General features: G+C 48.0%; 14 protein-coding genes. 3 read left to right on the top strand and 11 right to left on the bottom strand.

Annotated features, from left to right (window positions below; all coding sequences use genetic code 11):
- The first annotated feature begins 20 nt into the window (after window positions 1-20).
- Window positions 21-1,127, top strand: a complete 1,107-nt coding sequence (locus tag B5F77_RS06965; protein WP_087329348.1) for a carbohydrate-binding family 9-like protein — start codon at window positions 21-23, stop codon at window positions 1,125-1,127.
- Window positions 1,128-1,950: 823 nt separating this feature from the next.
- Here the strand turns inward: B5F77_RS06965 and fmt are convergent.
- The 4 genes from fmt to B5F77_RS06945 all read right to left on the bottom strand — a co-directional run bounded on the left by fmt (window position 1,951) and on the right by B5F77_RS06945 (window position 6,857).
- Window positions 1,951-2,922: a methionyl-tRNA formyltransferase gene (gene fmt, locus B5F77_RS06960; protein ID WP_087329346.1), complete on the bottom strand. Its 972-nt coding sequence runs from the start codon at window positions 2,920-2,922 to the stop codon at window positions 1,951-1,953.
- A gap of 168 nt (window positions 2,923-3,090) precedes the next feature.
- Window positions 3,091-4,878, bottom strand: coding sequence for a chloride channel protein (locus B5F77_RS06955; protein WP_087329344.1), 1,788 nt, complete (start codon window positions 4,876-4,878; stop codon window positions 3,091-3,093).
- Window positions 4,879-4,882: 4 nt separating this feature from the next.
- The gene (locus tag B5F77_RS06950) at window positions 4,883-6,286 is read right to left on the bottom strand and encodes a sugar transferase (protein WP_087329341.1); all 1,404 of its coding nucleotides are present in this window, start codon (window positions 6,284-6,286) and stop codon (window positions 4,883-4,885) included.
- A 1-nt stretch (window position 6,287) separates the two neighbouring features.
- On the bottom strand, window positions 6,288-6,857 hold the full coding sequence (locus tag B5F77_RS06945; RefSeq protein ID WP_087329339.1) for an L-threonylcarbamoyladenylate synthase: 570 nt from the start codon (window positions 6,855-6,857) through the stop codon (window positions 6,288-6,290).
- Window positions 6,858-7,372: 515 nt separating this feature from the next.
- Between B5F77_RS06945 and recJ the strand changes: the two genes are divergently transcribed.
- Entirely contained in the window at window positions 7,373-9,103 is a 1,731-nt protein-coding gene (recJ, locus tag B5F77_RS06940) for a single-stranded-DNA-specific exonuclease RecJ (protein ID WP_087329337.1), read from the top strand.
- A gap of 7 nt (window positions 9,104-9,110) precedes the next feature.
- Window positions 9,111-11,030 (top strand): ATP-dependent DNA helicase RecQ, encoded by a 1,920-nt coding sequence (locus B5F77_RS06935; RefSeq protein WP_087329335.1) that lies wholly within the window; start codon window positions 9,111-9,113, stop codon window positions 11,028-11,030.
- On the opposite strand, the gene B5F77_RS06930 is transcribed toward B5F77_RS06935, so the two are convergent.
- From B5F77_RS06930 to B5F77_RS06900, 7 genes are all read right to left on the bottom strand, one after another.
- Window positions 11,011-12,549 (bottom strand): arylsulfatase, encoded by a 1,539-nt coding sequence (locus tag B5F77_RS06930; protein ID WP_087329333.1) that lies wholly within the window; start codon window positions 12,547-12,549, stop codon window positions 11,011-11,013. The genes B5F77_RS06935 and B5F77_RS06930 overlap by 20 nt on opposite strands.
- A gap of 79 nt (window positions 12,550-12,628) precedes the next feature.
- Complete coding sequence (locus B5F77_RS06925; protein WP_140392835.1) at window positions 12,629-13,375, bottom strand: hypothetical protein; 747 nt, start codon at window positions 13,373-13,375, stop codon at window positions 12,629-12,631.
- Window positions 13,376-13,431: 56 nt separating this feature from the next.
- Entirely contained in the window at window positions 13,432-15,096 is a 1,665-nt protein-coding gene (recN, locus tag B5F77_RS06920; RefSeq protein ID WP_087329329.1) for a DNA repair protein RecN, read from the bottom strand.
- Between the two features lie 6 nt (window positions 15,097-15,102).
- On the bottom strand, window positions 15,103-16,014 hold the full coding sequence (locus B5F77_RS06915; RefSeq protein WP_087329327.1) for a DUF4835 family protein: 912 nt from the start codon (window positions 16,012-16,014) through the stop codon (window positions 15,103-15,105).
- 21 nt (window positions 16,015-16,035) lie between these two features.
- Complete coding sequence (gene coaBC / locus B5F77_RS06910; protein WP_087329325.1) at window positions 16,036-17,235, bottom strand: bifunctional phosphopantothenoylcysteine decarboxylase/phosphopantothenate--cysteine ligase CoaBC; 1,200 nt, start codon at window positions 17,233-17,235, stop codon at window positions 16,036-16,038.
- A 101-nt stretch (window positions 17,236-17,336) separates the two neighbouring features.
- Window positions 17,337-18,491 (bottom strand): iron-containing alcohol dehydrogenase, encoded by a 1,155-nt coding sequence (locus tag B5F77_RS06905; protein WP_087329323.1) that lies wholly within the window; start codon window positions 18,489-18,491, stop codon window positions 17,337-17,339.
- Window positions 18,488-19,264, bottom strand: a complete 777-nt coding sequence (locus B5F77_RS06900) for a 3'-5' exonuclease (protein ID WP_087329321.1) — start codon at window positions 19,262-19,264, stop codon at window positions 18,488-18,490. Before B5F77_RS06900 ends, B5F77_RS06905 begins: the two co-directional genes overlap by 4 nt.
- Window positions 19,265-19,273: the final 9 nt, after the last annotated feature.

Below are 19,273 nucleotides of genomic sequence, written 5' to 3'. Positions count from 1 at the left end.
AATAATAAACACTTGCAAATATGAAGAAAAATGTATTGACATGCAGTGCGCTCTGCGCTTTACTGGCCGCTTGTTCGCCGCAATCGCAGACTGCCAACGAACCCAGTATCGATTTCGCGCCCGTCACACCGCTCAACCCGCCGACATACGTCTGCTACAAAGCGCCAGGCGAAATTAAGGTGGACGGCAAACTGACGGAATGGGATGCCATCCCTTGGACGTCGGACTTCGTGGATATTGAAGGCGATAAACGTCCTGCTCCCCATTTCCAAACTCGCGCTAAAATGGCCTACGACGAGAATGGCATGTATTTCGCTGCTCTTATGGACGAGCCACATGTTTGGGCGTACCAGACCGAACATGATTGCGTCATCTTCAAAGAGAACGACTTCGAGATTTTTATCGATGCCATGGGTTCGACGCACAATTACTTGGAATATGAAATCAATGCAAACGGGACGGATTGGGACCTCTACCTGAGTCAACCTTATCGTAATCGTCCGTGCGTCGTGAACAACTGGGAATATCTGGGTAAGAAGGTGGGCGTCCATGTAGATGGTACACTCAACAATCCTAACGACACGGACAAGTCGTGGAGCATCGAGGTCTTCTTCCCCTGGAGCGCATTAAACCAAGTGCGCGACCGTGCCAACGCTCGTCCACAGGCTGGCGACCAGTTCCGCGTGAATTTCTCTCGCGTGGAATGGACCGTGAAGGCCGAAAATGGTAAATATGTAAAAATTCCTATCGAGGGCGAAGAGAATATCCGCGAATATAATTGGGTATGGGCTCCGACGGGCGTTATCAACATCCATTTACCGGAATATTGGGGTTATGTTCAGTTCTCCGACAAAGTTGCAGGCCAGGGGGAAGATACTTTCCAACCCAAACCAGAAGAAGCAACTAAATGGATACTCCGCCAGCTTTATTATCGACAGAAAGAATATCAGGAGGCAACGGGTCATTATGCCGCGTCAGCCCAAACACTGAAAGCCAGCGATATCTGCTCGGCTGAACAAATGAGCAAACTTACTGTAGAACGTACCGCTTCGCTGTTCGAAATCACACTTCCGGCTGCAGACGGTACCGTATGGAGAATCAATCAAGACGGGTTGGTTTGGAAATAATCCCCGTTATTCTTTATCTTAATCTACCTTATAAGAGGCTGTGTCGAAATAGGCGCAGCCTCTTTTTTTTGAAAAAACAGAAAAAGATAAAGGGTCAGTACATCGAAATAGGAAATAGGACGCAGAAAAACGCGGACTAAAGCGCAGAAAAACGCAGATTCTTTTAATAGCTACGCGATATTTACCGCAAAAAAATAAAAATCTGTGAGCATCTGCGCTTTAGTCTGCGTTTTTCTGCGTCCTATATATCTCTTACGACACACCCTCTTTCTTTTACCCTTTTAATAAGGCTCTCCCCTATTTCCGGAATAGATTGCACCGGCGGTGCAAATACATCCATTAATGTTGGAACGCTTGCACCGGCGGTGCAAATATATCCATTAACGTTGGAACGCTTGCACCGACGGTGCAAATACATCCATTAACATTTGGACACTTGCACCGGCGGTGCAAATACATCTATTAACGTTGGGACACTTGCACCGGCGGTGCAAATACATCCATTAACGTTGGGAGACTTGCACCGGCGGTGCAAATACATCTATTAACATGGCGGCATTTGCACCGGCGGTGCAAATAGGTTTATTAACATTTGGGCGTTTGCACCGGCGGTGCAAATCGATTGAGGAAGGAATCCTATTCGGAATTAGGAGAAAAAGGAAGGTAGGTGAAAAGAAATAAAAAACAGAGACACGATGACACGGTATTTGTTTATGCTATCGGTTTTCAACCGAAATAGACCGTATCTTAGTGTCTCTGTGTGTAAAAAATAGAGTGTATGCTATCTACACTTATGCACTCTCTTATCAAAAAACCATTCGTGTTACTCTACCCGCAGCGGCAGATGCTTCATTCCATTAAGGAAAGCGGCTATGGGCATCCGCTTTTTCCCTGCCAACTGCACGGAAAGCAACCGGAGGTATCCGCCCTCGACAGCCACCTCCAGATAGGTCTTTCCATCCGTATGGAGCGAGCCTGTGCTGTCGGTATGCGATGCCGGGCGCATCTCGGTTTGATATACCTTTAATACCTGTCGTTTATCCTCCGCATCCACCATCTCTGTCCACGCCGCTGGATAGGGTGAAAGGCCACGCACAAAATCATAAATATGCTTTAGCGACCTATGCCAATCGATGCGGCAAGTCTCTTTGAAAATCTTCGGGGCTGGGCGGAGCGTCTCGGCTTCGTGCATCAACTGTTCTTGTGGAATCGCCTCGGCTTTTCCGGCGAGAATCAAATCTACCGTCTCTGTCACCAGTTCGGCCCCCATCGTCATCAAGGCATCGTGTACTGTCCCCACGTCGTCGGTCTCCGCAATCGGGAGACGACGCTGACGGATAATCTTCCCCGTATCAATCTCGTGCGTGAGGAAGAAGGTCGTTACGCCTGTTTCCGTTTCACCGTTGATGACAGCCCAATTGATAGGCGCTGCTCCGCGGTATTGAGGCAGCAAGGAGGCATGGAGATTGAACGTCCCCAGACGCGGCATATCCCAGACTACCTCCGGCAACATGCGAAACGCCACGACAATCTGCAAATCGGCCTTCCAAGCCCGCAACGCTTCCAGAAACTCCTCATTCTTTAGCTTCTCTGGCTGGAGGACCGGCAGCCCCACAGAAACCGCATACTGCTTTACCGCACTGGATTGCAACACACTACCATGACGACCCATCGGTTTGTCCGGCATCGTCACGACTCCTACCACGTTATATCCACCCTCCATCAAGGCACGCAGACTGGCTACCGCGAAGTCCGGCGTCCCCATATACACAATTCTCAAATCTTCTTTCTTCATATATAATCTTTTTTAGTATGTTTATTGGTAATATAGCGTACGAATCACACAGGTTGGACAGATAACCACAAGTTTTTTCTTGGGCTACATGTATTTTTATTCTCAAAACCAAAATGAGTGATTAACTGTCCTGTGTGTTTTAGTGAACAGAATAAATCCGTTCCATCCTTAATCTCCCGAGAAGGTATCCACCAGCACTTCCCGGTAGGAATTAAATATCTTCGACTTTGACATAAAGCCCATGTAACGTCCCGTCTCGTCGACTACTGGGAGATTCCAAGCCTTCGTATCGTCGAACGTCTGCATGATTTGTTCCATCGGCGTATTGACCACTATCTTTGCCGGAGCCGAAACCATAAACTTGGATACACGGAAACGATTGTACAATTCGGGACGGAACATAATATTCCGAATATTATCCAGCAATACGATACCCAGCAGCACCCCCCGTTCATCCACTACCGGAAAGACATTACGACTGCTACGCGCAATTACCTTCACCATATCGCCCAGCGTCATCTCGGGTGAAACGGTCTGGAAATCCCGCTCAATTATACTATCGGTACTCAGCAACGTAAGCACCGCCTTATCCTTATGATGCGTCAGGAGTTCACCCTTCTGCGCCAAACGCATAGAGTACAGACTATGCGGTTCGAACATCAGAATCGTAATATAGGAACCAATGGAAACAATCATCAACGGAAGGAAAAGATCATAGCCACCCGTCAACTCGGCAATCAGGAAAACACCCGTTAGCGGCGCGTGCATCACGCCCGACATCACCCCTGCCATCCCCAAGAGGGCAAAATTCTTTTCCGAAAGATACATGGTAAAGGGGAAATAGTTGGAGATATGCGCGAAGATAAAGCCTGCAATACATCCCAAGTATAAGCTGGGTGCAAAAATACCACCGCATCCTCCGCCTCCGTTTGTGGCACTCGATGCAAACACTTTCATCAATAAGATTAGACCCAGAAAAATGATGATACCAAAATAGGAATCGTTCAGCGAATAGAACATACTATTATCCATCAATCCGGCAAATTGTCCATTCAGCAAAAACCCAATGGTATCATATCCTTCTCCATAAAGCGGAGGGAAAATGAAAATAAGCAAACTCAATGTAGCTCCCCCCATGAGGAATTTGCGCCAAAAAGAGGTCCCATATTGTCGAAATTTACCTTCCGTCCAATTCATCACCCGCGTAAAATAAAGCGACACCAATCCGCAGAAGATTCCCAACAAAATAACATAAGGAATACGCTCGATGGCAAAGACTTCAGTCTGAGAAAACTGGAACATCGCTTCCGTTCCTGTGAAGATATAAGAGACGGTAGCCGCCGTGACGGAAGTAATCAGCAAAGGTAAAACGGATGTCATGGTCAAATCGAGCATCAACACCTCAATCACAAAAACTAAACCCGCAATCGGCGCCTTAAAGATACCCGCAATAGCCCCTGCAGCCCCGCAGCCGACGAGCAACATCAATGTTTTTTGCTCCATACGGAAGAGACGGCCCAGATTGGAACCGATAGCCGCTCCTGTAAGGACGATAGGTGCCTCCGCCCCGACTGAACCACCAAATCCGATCGTTACGGAACTGGCGACCGTTGATGACCAAACGTTATGCAACTTAATACGGCTTTTCCGTTGCGAAATAGCATAAAGAATCTTCGTTACCCCGTGGCTGATATCATCTCGCACCACATATTTCACAAATAATCCCGACAAGAGAATACCTACCACCGGATACAAAAGGTATAAATAATTCACCTGGTCCGCATCAAAATTGACAGACAAGAGATGCTGTATCCAATGAATCAAATTCTTCAAGATAATGGCGGAGGCAGCCGTACATATCCCTACTAAAAAACTTACAATTAATACAAAATGTTTCTCTTTGATTGTATTTTCCCGCCAAAGCAAGAATTTATAAAACCAACTGTTTTTTGCCATATCATCAAACTCCTTTACCCGTCAACACGGTCTTGACTGTATACACCAAAATGGCGATGTCCAAGGCCAGCGACATATTTTCATAATATACAATATCATATTCCAAGCGTGCTATCATTTGATCAACAGTTCCGGCATAACCATATTTCACCATACCCAGCGAAGTAATTCCCGGTCGAACGTTATGAAGCAAATAATAGTAAGGTGCTTTCTGTACAATCTGATCGATAAAATATTTCCGTTCCGGACGCGGACCGACTAACGACATATCTCCCTTCAAAACATTCCAGAACTGAGGCAATTCATCCAAACGGTATTTCCGCATAATAGAACCAAAAGGCGTAATCCGTTTGTCGTCTTCTCGGGAAAGCATCGGACCTTGTTCTTCCGAACCGACATACATCGTGCGGAATTTATAAATTAAGAACGGACGTCCATGCAATCCGATACGTTCCTGCTTATAAATAATAGGTCCCGGCGAATCTCGTTTCACCCGCCAAGCTATATACAAATACAACGGACAGAGCAAAAGTAACATCGCAGCGGAAACAATCCGGTCGGCAAAGAGCTTGAGGTTCTGTTCAGCCGGAGAGAAGTTATTTTCCGTGATAGTCGCAAACGGTACACCGTTGACGGCTTGTAATCGAATCTTCGAAAAAGGAACGGATTGCTTGTCCATCCATACCTTGATTGGCTTTTTATAAATATATAAAGTATAAAGGAACTGAGATAGCGCAATGCTATCCAAGGCTTCCGTCACGACTACCAATTCGTCTACCGCTTGTTGCTGAATCCGTTCCGATACAAGCGACCGTTCGCGCCAAAGCAACTCGTCGGGCACGGCTTGTTCTTCCGCGTCGCTGACCGGGACAAAGCCCACCACGCGATACCCTACCGCTTGCAATTGCCCGGCAATCGATAAGGCCCGTGCACCTATCCCGAAAAGAACCACCCGCTGGAATACTTTCCCATGCTTCAGGGCATTCAAGAAATGAGTCGTGATGCTAAGGCGAACCAAGTATGTCAAACCGAAGTGCGTCCCAAACAATACCACGAGGAATTGGTAATATAGCTGATAAGCAAATGGCGTTTCGTTGATAATCAATACAAAGAACAAGATGATGACACCTACAAACGAGGATATCAACGTCAGCCAAAGCTCATTTAGCCGCGAACGTGATACCGGAAAGTTATAATATCCCGAAAAATAATATACGACCCACCAAAAGAACGGAATCCCTATCTGCCCTAATAGCACATGAGGATAGCATAAAAACTCGCCCAGTGTGCTCACTTCGCGAAAAACCACCAAATGATGGTATCGGAAAAGATTGAACAGAAACCAAGCAAGTGCTGCCGTCCCCCAATCGGCCACCATGTACTTCCCTATTTGCCACCACTTATTCATATCACCGAATGAGCTGGAACAGGCCGCCTTTCCCTAACTTAATGATGTGGGAAGGTACCGCTTTTTGCCGGTCGTCTTGCCGATAGTTCACGATATAATCTACGCCTTGCTTGATGGCATCGGATATCTCGCCAAAATGCGCCGGCGAAGGTTCCCCGCTCAGGTTAGCCGATGTCGAGACCAAAGGCTTACGAAACTGGAAACAAAGCTTCTGCGAGAAGGCTTCTTGCGTCACGCGAATACCCACGCTTCCATCCGTTCCCAATAAATTGGATGCCAAGTTCCGCCCTTTGTCATAAATAATCGTAAGCGGCCCGTCGGCTACCTCAATCAAATTCCATGCAATCTCTGGCACCTCTTCCACGTACGTTTCCAGCCGCATCGCGTTATCCACCAGCACCAACATCGCTTTATTGTCTACGCGCCGTTTGAGTTCATACACCCGGCGCACTGCTTCTTCGTTTGTTGCATCGCATCCGATTCCCCAAATCGTATCGGTCGGATACAGAATGAGTCCTCCCTTTTGCATCGTTTGGCACGCATTCCGTATGTCTTCTTCCCATGAAATCATTGTCTTTCTTTCTATTTTTTAATCACTTACCTTAATATCTATTATCCATATCCCGGCGCTTTTCCATCTTCTATTCCCAGCCAAAACGGAAAAGCTACCCGGAAAAACTTTCCAAACCTCCTATGGAAACTTGCTTTCCTGCCTGTCTTTTCTTCACGTATCGTCGATATTTCTTTATCTTTAGACTAAAGATATACAAACATCGTCGATGTTTGTGTAAATATCGTCGATATTTATAGAAATACTGCCTATCTTGGAAACTTTCCATAGGCAACCCGAAAAGTTTTCCTGGCAGGGTACCGATTTTTCCTCCGGTTGTTTTTACGCAGGCAAAAGTACAAATCATTCCCGTAGTTTCAGAAAAATAACAAGAAAAAATCTATTTTCAGGGGCAAAGCGGGTAAATACGGATTTTAATGTGTACCTTTACAAATTGAAAACGGGCCATGCCCTTTTGCTTCCTCCTCCTAAAGGACGGGAAGCCTTTAAGACAGATAAAAAAGAAAAATAATATAATGACTTACAAATGGAACTATCAACCTCCTACACAAGCAGAGCTTCAGGAACGAGACCGGCTCGTGGCAGAACTGGGACTAAGCCCAGCCATCAGCCTTTTGCTGGTACAACGAGGCTTAACCACCCGCGAGGCTATCAAGAAATTCTTCAAACCCAGTCTGAACGACTTGGAGAATCCTTTCTTGATGCCCGATATGGACAAAGCGGTAGAGCGCCTGAACCAAGCGTTAGGAGAGAAAGAAAAGATTTTGATTTATGGCGATTATGATGTAGACGGTACGACAGCCGTATCGCTGGTTTATAAGTATTTGAGACCGTATACATCCAGTTTGGATTATTACATCCCGGATCGATACGACGAGGGGTCGGGCGTTTCGTTCCGAGGCGTAGATTATGCGGCTGAGCATGGCGTTACGCTTATTATCTCGCTCGATTGTGGTATTAAAGCACACGATAAAGTAGCGTATGCAAAGGAGAAAGGCATTGATTTCATTGTATGCGACCATCACATGCCCGACGAGACGCTCCCCGATGCGGTAGCCGTATTGGATGCAAAGCGCGAAGACTCGAAATACCCCTATGAACATCTTTCGGGATGCGGCGTAGGATTTAAGTTCATGCAAGCCTTTGCCATCAACAATGGCTTCCCGCTGGCCGAATTGGAAAAGCTATTAGAATTGGTAGCTATGAGCATTGCTTCAGATATTGTACCCATTACGGGCGAGAATCGCGTGTTGGCTTACTACGGATTACGACAAATCAACTCGAATCCAAGCATCGGAATGAAGAGCATTATCGATGTGTGTGGACTTTCGGGCAAAGAGATTACCATCAGTGACATCGTATTCAAAATAGGTCCGCGCCTTAATGCCTCCGGACGGATGATGAATGGAAAAGAGGCCGTCGAACTCATGCTCGCCAAAGATAGCGCTACCGCCCGCAAAAAGAGCGAAAGCATCAACCAGTACAATGATGAACGACGCGAACTGGACAAAAAGATAACCGAAGAGGCCAGCCACCTCATCGCGGAGCAAAGTAAGCAAGAAAAAGACCAAAAAGCTATTGTGGTATACAATCCTACGTGGCATAAAGGAGTGATTGGCATTGTCGCTTCACGCCTGACGGAGAAATACTACCGGCCGGTAGCTGTAATTACCAAATCGTCTGAGTTCTTGACGGGATCGGCTCGTTCGGTGGTAGGATTCGATATTTATGCAGCAATTGAGAATTGCCGCGATTTGTTGGAGAATTTCGGAGGACATACGTATGCCGTAGGCTTTTCGCTCAAAGAGGAAAACCTGGAAGCCTTCAAAAAGAAGTTCCAACAAACCGTAGCTGCCCAATTGGGGACGAAAGACTTGACACCGCAAATCGATATCGATGCGATACTGGACTTCAAGGAAATTTCCCCCAAGTTTTTACGGGATTTGAAAGAGATGGGACCTTTCGGACCAGAGAATCAAAAACCCATTTTCTGTACACGAGCTGTCAAAGACTATGGGACAAGTAAACTGGTCGGACGCGAATTGGAGCACATCAAACTGGAAATTATCGATAGCCTGTCCGATTCTTCGCCCATCATCCATGCTATTGCGTTTGGTATGAGCCGCTATAACGAGCATATCAAGCAAATGAAACCCTTCGACATTTGTTATACCGTCGAAGAAAATACCTATAATAAGAATACGGTTGTCCAACTTCAGGTAAAAGACATCCGCATCCATAAATAAAACAATCATGAAGTGCTTTCAAGAGGTATTAAAACAATATTGGGGATATGAAGCCTTTCGCCCCTTGCAGGAAGAGATCATCCAATCGGTCTACGAAGGAAAAGACACGTTGGGACTGATGCCTACAGGAGGAGGAAAGTCTATTACCTTCCAAGTGCCAACCCTGACGATGGAGGGCATTTGTATTGTGGTCACACCTCTGATTGCCTTGATGAAAGACCAAGTGGACAACCTAAAGCGGATTGGTATCAAAGCTACCGCCGTCCATTCTGGTTTGACACGCCAAGAGATTATCACCCAACTGGAAAACTGTATTTTTGGCGATTACAAATTCCTCTACGTCTCGCCTGAACGTTTAGGGACGGAAATCTTCCTCAACAAAGTACAAGCCATGAAGGTATGTCTTTTGGTCGTAGATGAAAGCCATTGTATCTCGCAATGGGGATATGACTTTCGCCCCTCTTATTTAAAGATTGCCGACGTTCGTGAACTCTTACCGAATGTACCTGTATTAGCGCTGACCGCTACTGCTACACCTGAAGTAGTCGATGATATCCAAGAGCGACTCCATTTCCGCGAAAAGAATGTCTTTCAAAAAAGCTTCATGCGAGAGAACTTGGCTTATATTGTCCGAAACACGGAAGATAAGTTGCACGAATTGACACACATCCTCGAACGCGTCCCTGGAACCGCCATCGTCTATGTCCGCAACCGGAAAAAGACCAAAGAAGTGGCAGAATATCTCCAACAACAACATATCTCCGCCAACTATTTTCATGCCGGATTAAATTACGACGAAAAACAGATTCGACAAAATGCATGGAAAGCAGGAGAGACGCGCGTCATCGTAGCTACGAACGCCTTTGGCATGGGAATTGACAAACCGGACGTGCGTTTAGTCATTCATTTGGATATGCCCAGTTCGTTGGAAGAATATTATCAAGAGGCCGGACGTGCAGGGCGGGATGGAAAGAAAGCGTATGCCGTAGCACTCTGTTCCCCAACTGACACCACGCAACTCAAAAAAAGGTTAAGCGATGAATTTCCTCCCAAAGATTTCATTTACCGTGTGTATGAAGCATTGGGGAATTATTTCCAAATAGCCGTTGGTTTCGGGCTGGATACTACGCACGATTTTGTACTGACCGATTTCTGCGCAGCCTACAAATTTCCTATTACGCCTACGCACCATGCCCTCAAACTCTTGGAACTGGCCGGTTATATTGAATATGTAGAAGAAGCTGAAAATGCCTCACGCCTCCTTTTCCTGGCTACCCGCGAAGAACTTTATAAATACCTGAAGCAAGACTTACTGACAGACCGAGTCGTCAAGACTATTCTCCGCTCTTACACCGGCCTTTTTTCCGATTATGCCTATATCAACGAGAGCCAAATCGCCACACGTGCCGAATGTTCACGAGATGAAGTGTATCATCTGCTCGTCGGGCTTTCAAAATACAAAATCGTCCATTACATTCCGGAGAAAAAGACACCCATGATTATCTACCGCCAGACACGCGAAGAGCAACGCTACCTTTCCATTCCTCGTTCGGCCTACGAAGAACGTAAAGCCCGGAGCGAAGCACGCATTCAAAAGGTATTGGAATATATCCATGCGAACCACACCTGCCGTACACGTATCCTCCTGGAATATTTCGGAGAAAAGATGAAACAGGATTGCGGTACATGCGATATTTGCGTTGCCAAACATGCAAGCGGACTCAGCAACGCCCGCTTCCATGCTATCCAAGACGCGCTTATCCAACAGGTGGAAACTACAGCCATGCCCTTGGAACTACTTACCGATTCCCTCGTTTTCCCTACGGAACAGGTACTCACGGTGGTCCGTTTCCTGGCCGAACACGATACGCGTTTCCACCTAACGGACAATCTCCTTAGTTTTCACGCTACGGCAACGTCACTTTGAAATCCGGACTTTCCACGTGTTGCGTAGTGATGACGGATTTCATCTGCGCCACGATATCAGGATGTTGCGCGGCGATGTCGTGGTCTTCATGCAAATCTTCTGCAAGGTTATAGAGCCTCGGTTCACCCTTCACGACCACCATCTTCCAATCCCCCATACGGACACCGATTTGGTCTGTCTCTTCAAATTCCCAATAGAGAAATTCATGCTCCTGCTGTCCGCTCTCACCCAGCAACGTCGGTGCAAACGAGATGCCGTCGAAATAATCCGTCGCCAAACGGGGATTGCTGTATTTCTTCACGTAATCCTTCTCACCAATCAAGTCGCAGAAGGTGGGCATGATGTCGTAGAACGCGCAGATGTGGTCGCTCACCGTCCCCGCCTTCACCTTGCCCGGCCAACGGACAATGAATGGAACGCGAATGCCACCCTCGTAACACTGCCGCTTCAGGCCGCGCAACTTACCATCTCGACCAAAAAATTCCGGGTCGGCTCCGCCCTCTTCGTGGGGCCCGTTGTCGCTCGAGAACATTAAAATCGTATGCTCTGCCAACCCCTTTTTATCCAATGCCTGCATGATATCGCCTACGTATTTATCCAAGCGGGTAATCATGGCAGCAAATTGTGCATGGGTATGCATGACCGGATTGTAGCGCGAACCTTCGGAACCCGGATAAGAAAGATCGGCTTTGAATTTCGCCATGTAATACTTTACGATGGAATCTTCCGGCTGCACCAATTCGGCGTGCGGCAATGTATAAGTAAAGAATCCGTAGAAGGGCTGCTTGCCATCTTGCTTGTCGAGCCACTTCATCGCCTCTTGGTGAATCAAGTCGGCCGAGTATTGCGTGCGGTTCCGGTAATCGTCTCCATACATCGCGTGCTGCATGTTCTGCTCCATCGGGATGCGGACCACCGCCGTATCGCCCATCGATTTACTATACCGGTTCAGGAAATTAGGATAATACAAATGCGCTTGAAACTGACAGATATAACCGTAATATTCGTCGATGCCGCGTTTGTCGGGCGTCGATTCGGAACCTTCGTAACCGCCTGCCCATTTGCCGAACATACCCGTCGTATAGCCGTTCGCCTTCATAATTTCGGGGATGATGACGTGCGCCGTATCGTAAGGCATTTGCCCCACCACGGCATAGTCCTTGTTCTTTCCATAGCGTACTTCGCCGCTATCCGCCCAATATTCGCGGTTGCCACGCACCTTGCCGTGCCCGCTGTGTTGGCCTGTCATGAGCGAGGCCCGCGACGGTGCGCTCACCGGACTCCCGGCGTATGCTTGTGTAAAAAGCATTCCTTCGGCGGCCAGCCGGTCGAGGTTCGGTGTTTTGATATAGGGCTGTCCATAACAAGCCAAATCGCCATATCCCAAATCGTCGCACAAAATAAAGATAATGTTCGGCTTCGCGACTTCGGCGGCTTTTTCAGCCTCCGGCTGTTTCGGGGCGCAACTGGCTCCCGCAAGAAGTAACCCCGTCGTGGTTACGAGTAATTTTGTATCCATACGTTCCTATTTATAAATTCTAAACTTTTTTACCTTTTTCTTCGGAGGATGCGGGACTTTCGGACAGTGTCCGAAAACGTCACCAGTAGCCAGCATCGCGTCCCGAACCACGCTTACTGCTCGACTGATGCCCCGCGTTGCGCTCCTTCTTCGGATTTTTCTTCCCCGGCTTTACCCGGTCGGGGTGCGGCTTCGGGGCCGGACGCTGCACATGCGGAGCCGGACGACGAGGCGGTGCCGGACGATGGGCTGGCGGAGGTGTCGGAGCTACCGGCTTATGCGGGTGCGGCGGCTTCGGGACGAAAGGATGGTCATATTTTCCGGCATACCATCCATGCTTATCAAAATGATGCGCCCATTTGCCATGCTCGTAGTGCCAAACGCCATGCCAATAAGCATCTTCGTACCAATAGCAGTCGTGCGTCGGACGAAAATCAGGATAATAAGGATTATTGTACCATCCCACATAATCGTGGATGCGTGAGGGCGTCTCGCGTATCAAACGGACGTAGAGGTTGAATTGAGCGTAGTCCATCAACGCCTGCAAATGGCGGTCGCGCTCCATGCGGTAATCAAAAATCCGCTTGGCCGAACGATCCCAATAACGACAATCGCGCCGCGCCTCCCGTTCGATGCGCTTCCCATACGAATGGATGATATGCTGATACTCTCTGGCCGCAGAGGGCGAGAGATGCAACGCGTGCTCCATCCAGCAACAATCCGGACACGAAGCCACATTCCACTCAAACTTCACCCAAAATTGGCCATATCCCGGCAGAGAAGACAGAAACCACACCAGAAAACTAATCCAAACTATTCGTTTCATAACCTTTCTTTTTTCGTTTATACTTGTCTTTAAGACACGCCTGGAGACCGCGAAGTTTAGCGGCGTTTCCTTAATAAATCCTTTGCATTCGCTAAAGATGCTTTGGTGAGGGAAGCCCCACTCAGCATCCGCGCCACCTCCTGCACACGTTCTTCATCGTTCAGTTGCTTGATGCAGGTGACCGTCCTTTCTTCTTTATCTTCTTTGTATACAAAATAATGAGCAGAACCTTTGGCTGCGATTTGAGGTAGATGTGTAATGGCGAAAACCTGCATTTTCCCGCCCAAATCCTGCATGATATTACCCATTTTATCGGCAATATCACCCGAGACACCCGTATCCACCTCGTCGAAAATAATCGTAGGCAACGCCGTGAAACCGGCAATCATCGCTTTGAGACAAAGCATGAGACGGGAAATTTCGCCCCCCGATGCCGTCTGCGCCACCGGTTGCAGTTCGCCGTTCTTGTTGGCGGCGAACATAAAACGCACCTCGTCCATCCCGTCGGCATCCGGTTCTTGTTTGGCCAAGATATCAATGCGGAAACGGACATTCGGCATACCCAATGGCGTCACCATTTCCACCAGTTGGGTTGCAATCCGTTCGGCCGCCGCCCGACGTTGTGCCCCCAGCACAGCCGCCTGCTGCAACAGTTCCTCATACGATGCCGCCACCAACCGGTTCAGTTCCTCGATTTGCTCCTCATACGAACTCATCTCCTCCAATTGCTGTTGGAAACGCGCCTGCAACGCCAATAACTCCCCTACCGTAGAAACATGGTGTTTCTGCTCCAATGAATAAATGACATTCAACCGCTCGTTTACCCAGTCCATCCGCTCCGGATTGTATTCCACATCCTCTTTCAGCGAATCTGCCTCCGATGCCAAATCATCCAATTCAATATAAGCGGAGCGGAGACGCTCGGCCATCTCCTTTGCTTTCGGATAATAAGATTCGAGCCCCTCCACCGTCGAAAGTGCCTCCTTCAACAGTTGGACAGAACCCATCTCCTCGCCTTCCAGCAATTGCGACACCTTATACAGCGAACCCTTTATCTCCTCGGCGTGCGAAAGTGTTTCTTGCTCTTGTTCCAAATCCTCCTGTTCTCCCTCCTTAAGCGAAGCCTCCAAGAGTTGATCCAACTGGAAACGGATATAATCTTCTTCTTGCTTCGTCTGAGCAGCTTTTTGTTCTAAAATTTTCAATTCTCGCCGCAAACCTTGATAACGCGAATATTCTTTTTTATAGAGAATCAAGAGAATTTGGTTCTCGGCCATGACATCTACGACACGAAGCTGGAAATGCATATCGCCCAACAGCAGATTTTGATGCTGGGAATGGATATCAATCAGACGCGTCCCCAGCTCTTTCAAAATCGAGAGCGAAACGGGCGAATCGTTCACAAACGCCCGCGATTTGCCCGACGCATACAATTCGCGGCGCAAGATGCAACAGGCAGCGTCATATTCCAAATCATTCTCCAAAAAGAAAGGCTCCAGCTGGTATTTCGCGATATTGAAAACCGCCTCGATAACACACTTGTCGGCTCCTTGCTGGATGCTCTTCCCGTCTGCACGTTGACCTAACACCAACGATAAAGCCCCAAGGATAATAGACTTTCCAGCCCCCGTCTCGCCCGTTATCACCGAGAAACCCGGCTGGAAATGGATGTCCAAACTATCAATCAGAACAAAATTCTGAATATATAATGAGTTCAACATAACTACCTACTTTTGCAATGATTCCAATCGAGAACCTGCCGTCGGGTACAATTCAAACAACAACTTATATCCTGCCTGCTTCTCTTGCGTAGTTGCTTTAGAATAAATCAGGACCAATTCGTCCAGCTTGGAATCGGAAAAGAGTCGCAAAAGAACCGACGTGGGACGCACGCTCTTTACCTCCTGCAGGGCGGGAAGTGCCTCGATGATGGTAGTCCGTCCACGGTCTGGATTACCAGCCATCTCGTCTAATCCCTTCCGATGGTACGTGTACCAGAAATTGCGGAACGTCTCGGAGGCATTGTCAGTCAGGGCCGTGATAAGCCCGTGCCGGTTATCGTCTTTCTCGAATGCCCGCCAACCGTTCCACGAGCCTTGAGATTGCGCCAAATTAACTATCTGCTGAGCTTGGTCGAAATAAACCCGCCCTCCCAACGGTGAGAAACTATCGAAATCTAATCCCAATATAATATAAATGTAGTACACAATGGTTGCCGTCAGGTTGCTGTTCAATGTATTTTCGGTATATTCGAGCGGTTCAAATTGTGTGTACTCAAAATTCAACTCAGTATCGCGGAAGTTAAACAAGTTCGTTGTATACGAGGAATTATATACGGGTCGGCTTGCCTGTACCTGTATCTCGCCCGTAAACGAATTGTCGGTCTGCTCGCTGATAATAATCGTAAATGAACAATCGATACGTTCGTTAATACCGAAGGTTGCATCTGTCCATCGTCGGTTATTGATGAACTCCATCAGAGCCTCTTGCAACGTCGTGAAAACCTGCTTGTCTGAGCCCTGCACTTTGTCACTGTTGATAGTGACACGCGCGTTCAGTTCACCCACGGTCGACAGCTGCGCATTCGCCCACGAAGCTATCCCTACCAAAAACAATCCAAGTAATTTCCTTATACCCATCTTATTCCCTTTTTAAATTACCTATGACCAACAAACAGCCAACCGTTTCACGATATCGATCGCTACCTCTTGTTTAGTTTTCAACGGATAATCGACGTGTTCACGCGCGTCCAAAATAGAAATTTTGTTCGTATCGCATTGGAAGCCGGCACCTGCATCTTGCAATGAATTCAAGACGATAAAATCGAGATGCTTCCGCCGTAATTTCTCTTCCGCGTGCAAGATGCCACGATCCGTTTCCAACGCAAATCCCACCAGCACTTGCCCCGGTTTCTTGACTGCTCCCAACGAAGCTGCAATGTCAGGATTGGGAACCAGACGGAGCGTCATTTCGCTCGTCGTTTCACGCTTGATTTTCACGTCCGACATAGTCTCTGGGCGATAATCGGCCACTGCAGCAGACAGAATGGCTGCATCCATCGAAGGAAACGCCTCCATCGCCGCCTCATACATTTCTGCCGCCGATTCCACCCGTACCACCTGGATGCTTGGATGGCGAGCAACGAGCGACACAGGACCGCTCACCAACGTCACCGCCGCACCTCGTTCCGCACAGGCTTCGGCCAATGCATACCCCATCTTACCCGACGAATAGTTACCAATAAAACGGACAGGGTCAATTTTCTCATAGGTCGGCCCTGCCGTGATTAAAATCTTTTTGTCCTTTAATAAAGCACTTTCAGCAAAGAAATCTTCCAGCACGGATACAATCCGATCCGGCTCCTCCATCCGGCCTTTTCCCACCAGATGGCTAGCCAATTCACCCGACGTCGGTTCGATGATACGGTTTCCGAATGCACGTAGACGAGCTAGGTTCTGCTGGGTCGAGGGATGTGCGAACATGTCCAAATCCATCGCGGGGGCCACAAAAACAGGAGCCTTGCATGAGAGGTAGGTCGTCACCAGCATATTGTCGGCGATACCGTTGGCCATCTTCCCGATAGTCGAGGCCGTCGCGGGCGCAATAAGCATCGCATCCGCCCATAAGCCCAAGTCCACGTGACTATTCCACGTCCCGTCACGGTTCGAAAAAAATTCACTAATGACCGGATGCGAACTGAGTGTCGCGAGCGTAAGCGGCGTGATAAACTCCTTCCCCGCAGGCGTAATCACCACCTGCACTTCCGTCCCTTTCTTCACAAGGGCACGAATCAAATAGGCCGCTTTATAGGCCGCAATACTTCCCGTAATCCCTAAAATGATATGTTTTCCTTTCAGCATTTCTTCGTTTTCTCTAAAAAATGTAATCCAAGCGTATTCCCATACCCAGGAATGCTCAAATACTCACACGGAGGTCTCCAAAAATGGGAATCCAAGCACCTTTACAAGCGCAGCAACATAATCTCTTTCGCCACACGGCTGTCGATGTTGTGATGCTCACCCAAATGCCAACCCATCTCATCGACAAAAGCAGCTAGTGCGTCCAGATCCTTCTCCTCGATGCCACATTCACCGAAGCGCGTCTTCAACCCCATCTGCCGGAAAAATTCCTCACAGGAAGCGATAGTCTTCCATGCCCGCTCGTCGTCGGTTCCCTCGGCAATACCAAACACATTCGTACCCATCTGTACCAACTTGGCTTTTTTCTCTTCAAACATATAGGTCATGACACCAGGAAGGAGAATCGCCAACGTTTGGGCATGATCGAGACCGAATTGCGCCGTCAGTGCATAGCCCATGCGATGCGATGACCAATCCTGCGGGACACCCTGCCCAATCCAGAGATTCAGCGCATTCGTAGCAGCCCACATCAGGTTGGCGCGGATGTCGTAATCCTGCGGATGGTCCAATACCTTCAGCCCCTCTTCGTGGATAACGCGCATCAGTCCTTCAGCAAACGCATCCTGTACCTTGGCATTCACAGGATAGGTCAGATATTGCTCCACCACGTGGATGAAGGAATCGACCACCCCGTTCGCCACCTGCCGAGCCGGCAAGGAATAGGTCACCTCTGGATCCAAGATGGAAAACTGCGGGAAGAGCAGCGGCGTGGTGAAGTTCAACTTCTGTTGCGTCGCCATGTTCGAAATAACCGCCCGCTCATTCATCTCCGACCCCGTAGCCGGCAAGGTAAGCACGACGCCCAACGGCAAAGCCCGCCGAACAGGTGCGCTCTTATACAAAATGTTCCACGGTTCGTCCCCCTCGAAACAAGCAGCTGCAGCAATGAACTTAGTAGCATCGATTACCGAACCGCCACCCACAGCCAACAAGAAAGAGACCTGTTCGCGGCGCACGATATCGACCGCTTTCAGGCAAGTCTCGTAATGCGGATTTGCCTCAATGCCTCCAAAATCCAAGACATCAAAGCCCTCCAATGCTTTGCGCACTTGGTCGTAAACACCGTTCCGTTTGATGCTTCCACCCCCATATACCAGCAAAACCTTGCTTGCCTCAGGAAGTAAGGCACCTAAACGGGCAATCATACCTTTCCCAAACACAATTTTTACCGGATTGGCAAATTCAAAGTTATTCATGATTGTTTCGTATTTAAACTTCTTAATCGGATTTCTGTTAGTTTTTGTTTCGTATTCAAAGCAAAATCGCCATCCATCATCCAATGATAGTAAGAGGGCTCGATGCGCAAAACATCTTCCACCAAACGACCTTTGAACTTTCCGAAATTGAACACCTCTTTCCCTTCTTCATTGTAAATCATACGTCCAGCAAAATCTACATTGTTCGTAAAGCTGGAAAATTCAGAAAGGAACTTGACATCGTTCTTTAATTCCGGATAACGGTCGAGCTGCGCCTTCAAGACTTCATACGTAGCCAGCGTATCGGCCGCAGCTGTATGGGCATTCTCCAAGCTCTTGTTGCAATAGAACTTATAAGCGGCAGAAAGCGTGCGCTGCTCCATCTTATAGAAAATCGTTTGTACGTCGACAAATTTCCGACGATTCAAATCAATATCCACTCCCGCACGGAGAAACTCTTCGGCCAACAAAGGAATATCAAAACGGTTCGAATTATATCCCGCCAAGTCACAACCTTCGATTTGGGCAGCCAACGATTTGGCTATCATTTTAAACGTAGGACAATTCTTCACGTCCTCGTCCGTAATACCATGGATAGCCGTGGAAGCAGCCGGGATGGGCATTTCCGGATTCACGCGCATCGTTTTCGATTCCTCGTTTCCGTTGGGAAATACTTTCAGGTAGGAAATCTCAATGATACGATCTTTCGACACATTGATGCCCGTCGTTTCTAAATCAAAGAACATCAACGGACTCTTCAAATTCAATTGCATGCCATTCTT

It is taken from the genome of Parabacteroides sp. An277, assembly GCF_002159645.1.
Classification (GTDB): Bacteria; Bacteroidota; Bacteroidia; order Bacteroidales; family Tannerellaceae; genus Parabacteroides.
This window is presented reverse-complemented; position numbering and strand designations above follow the sequence as displayed.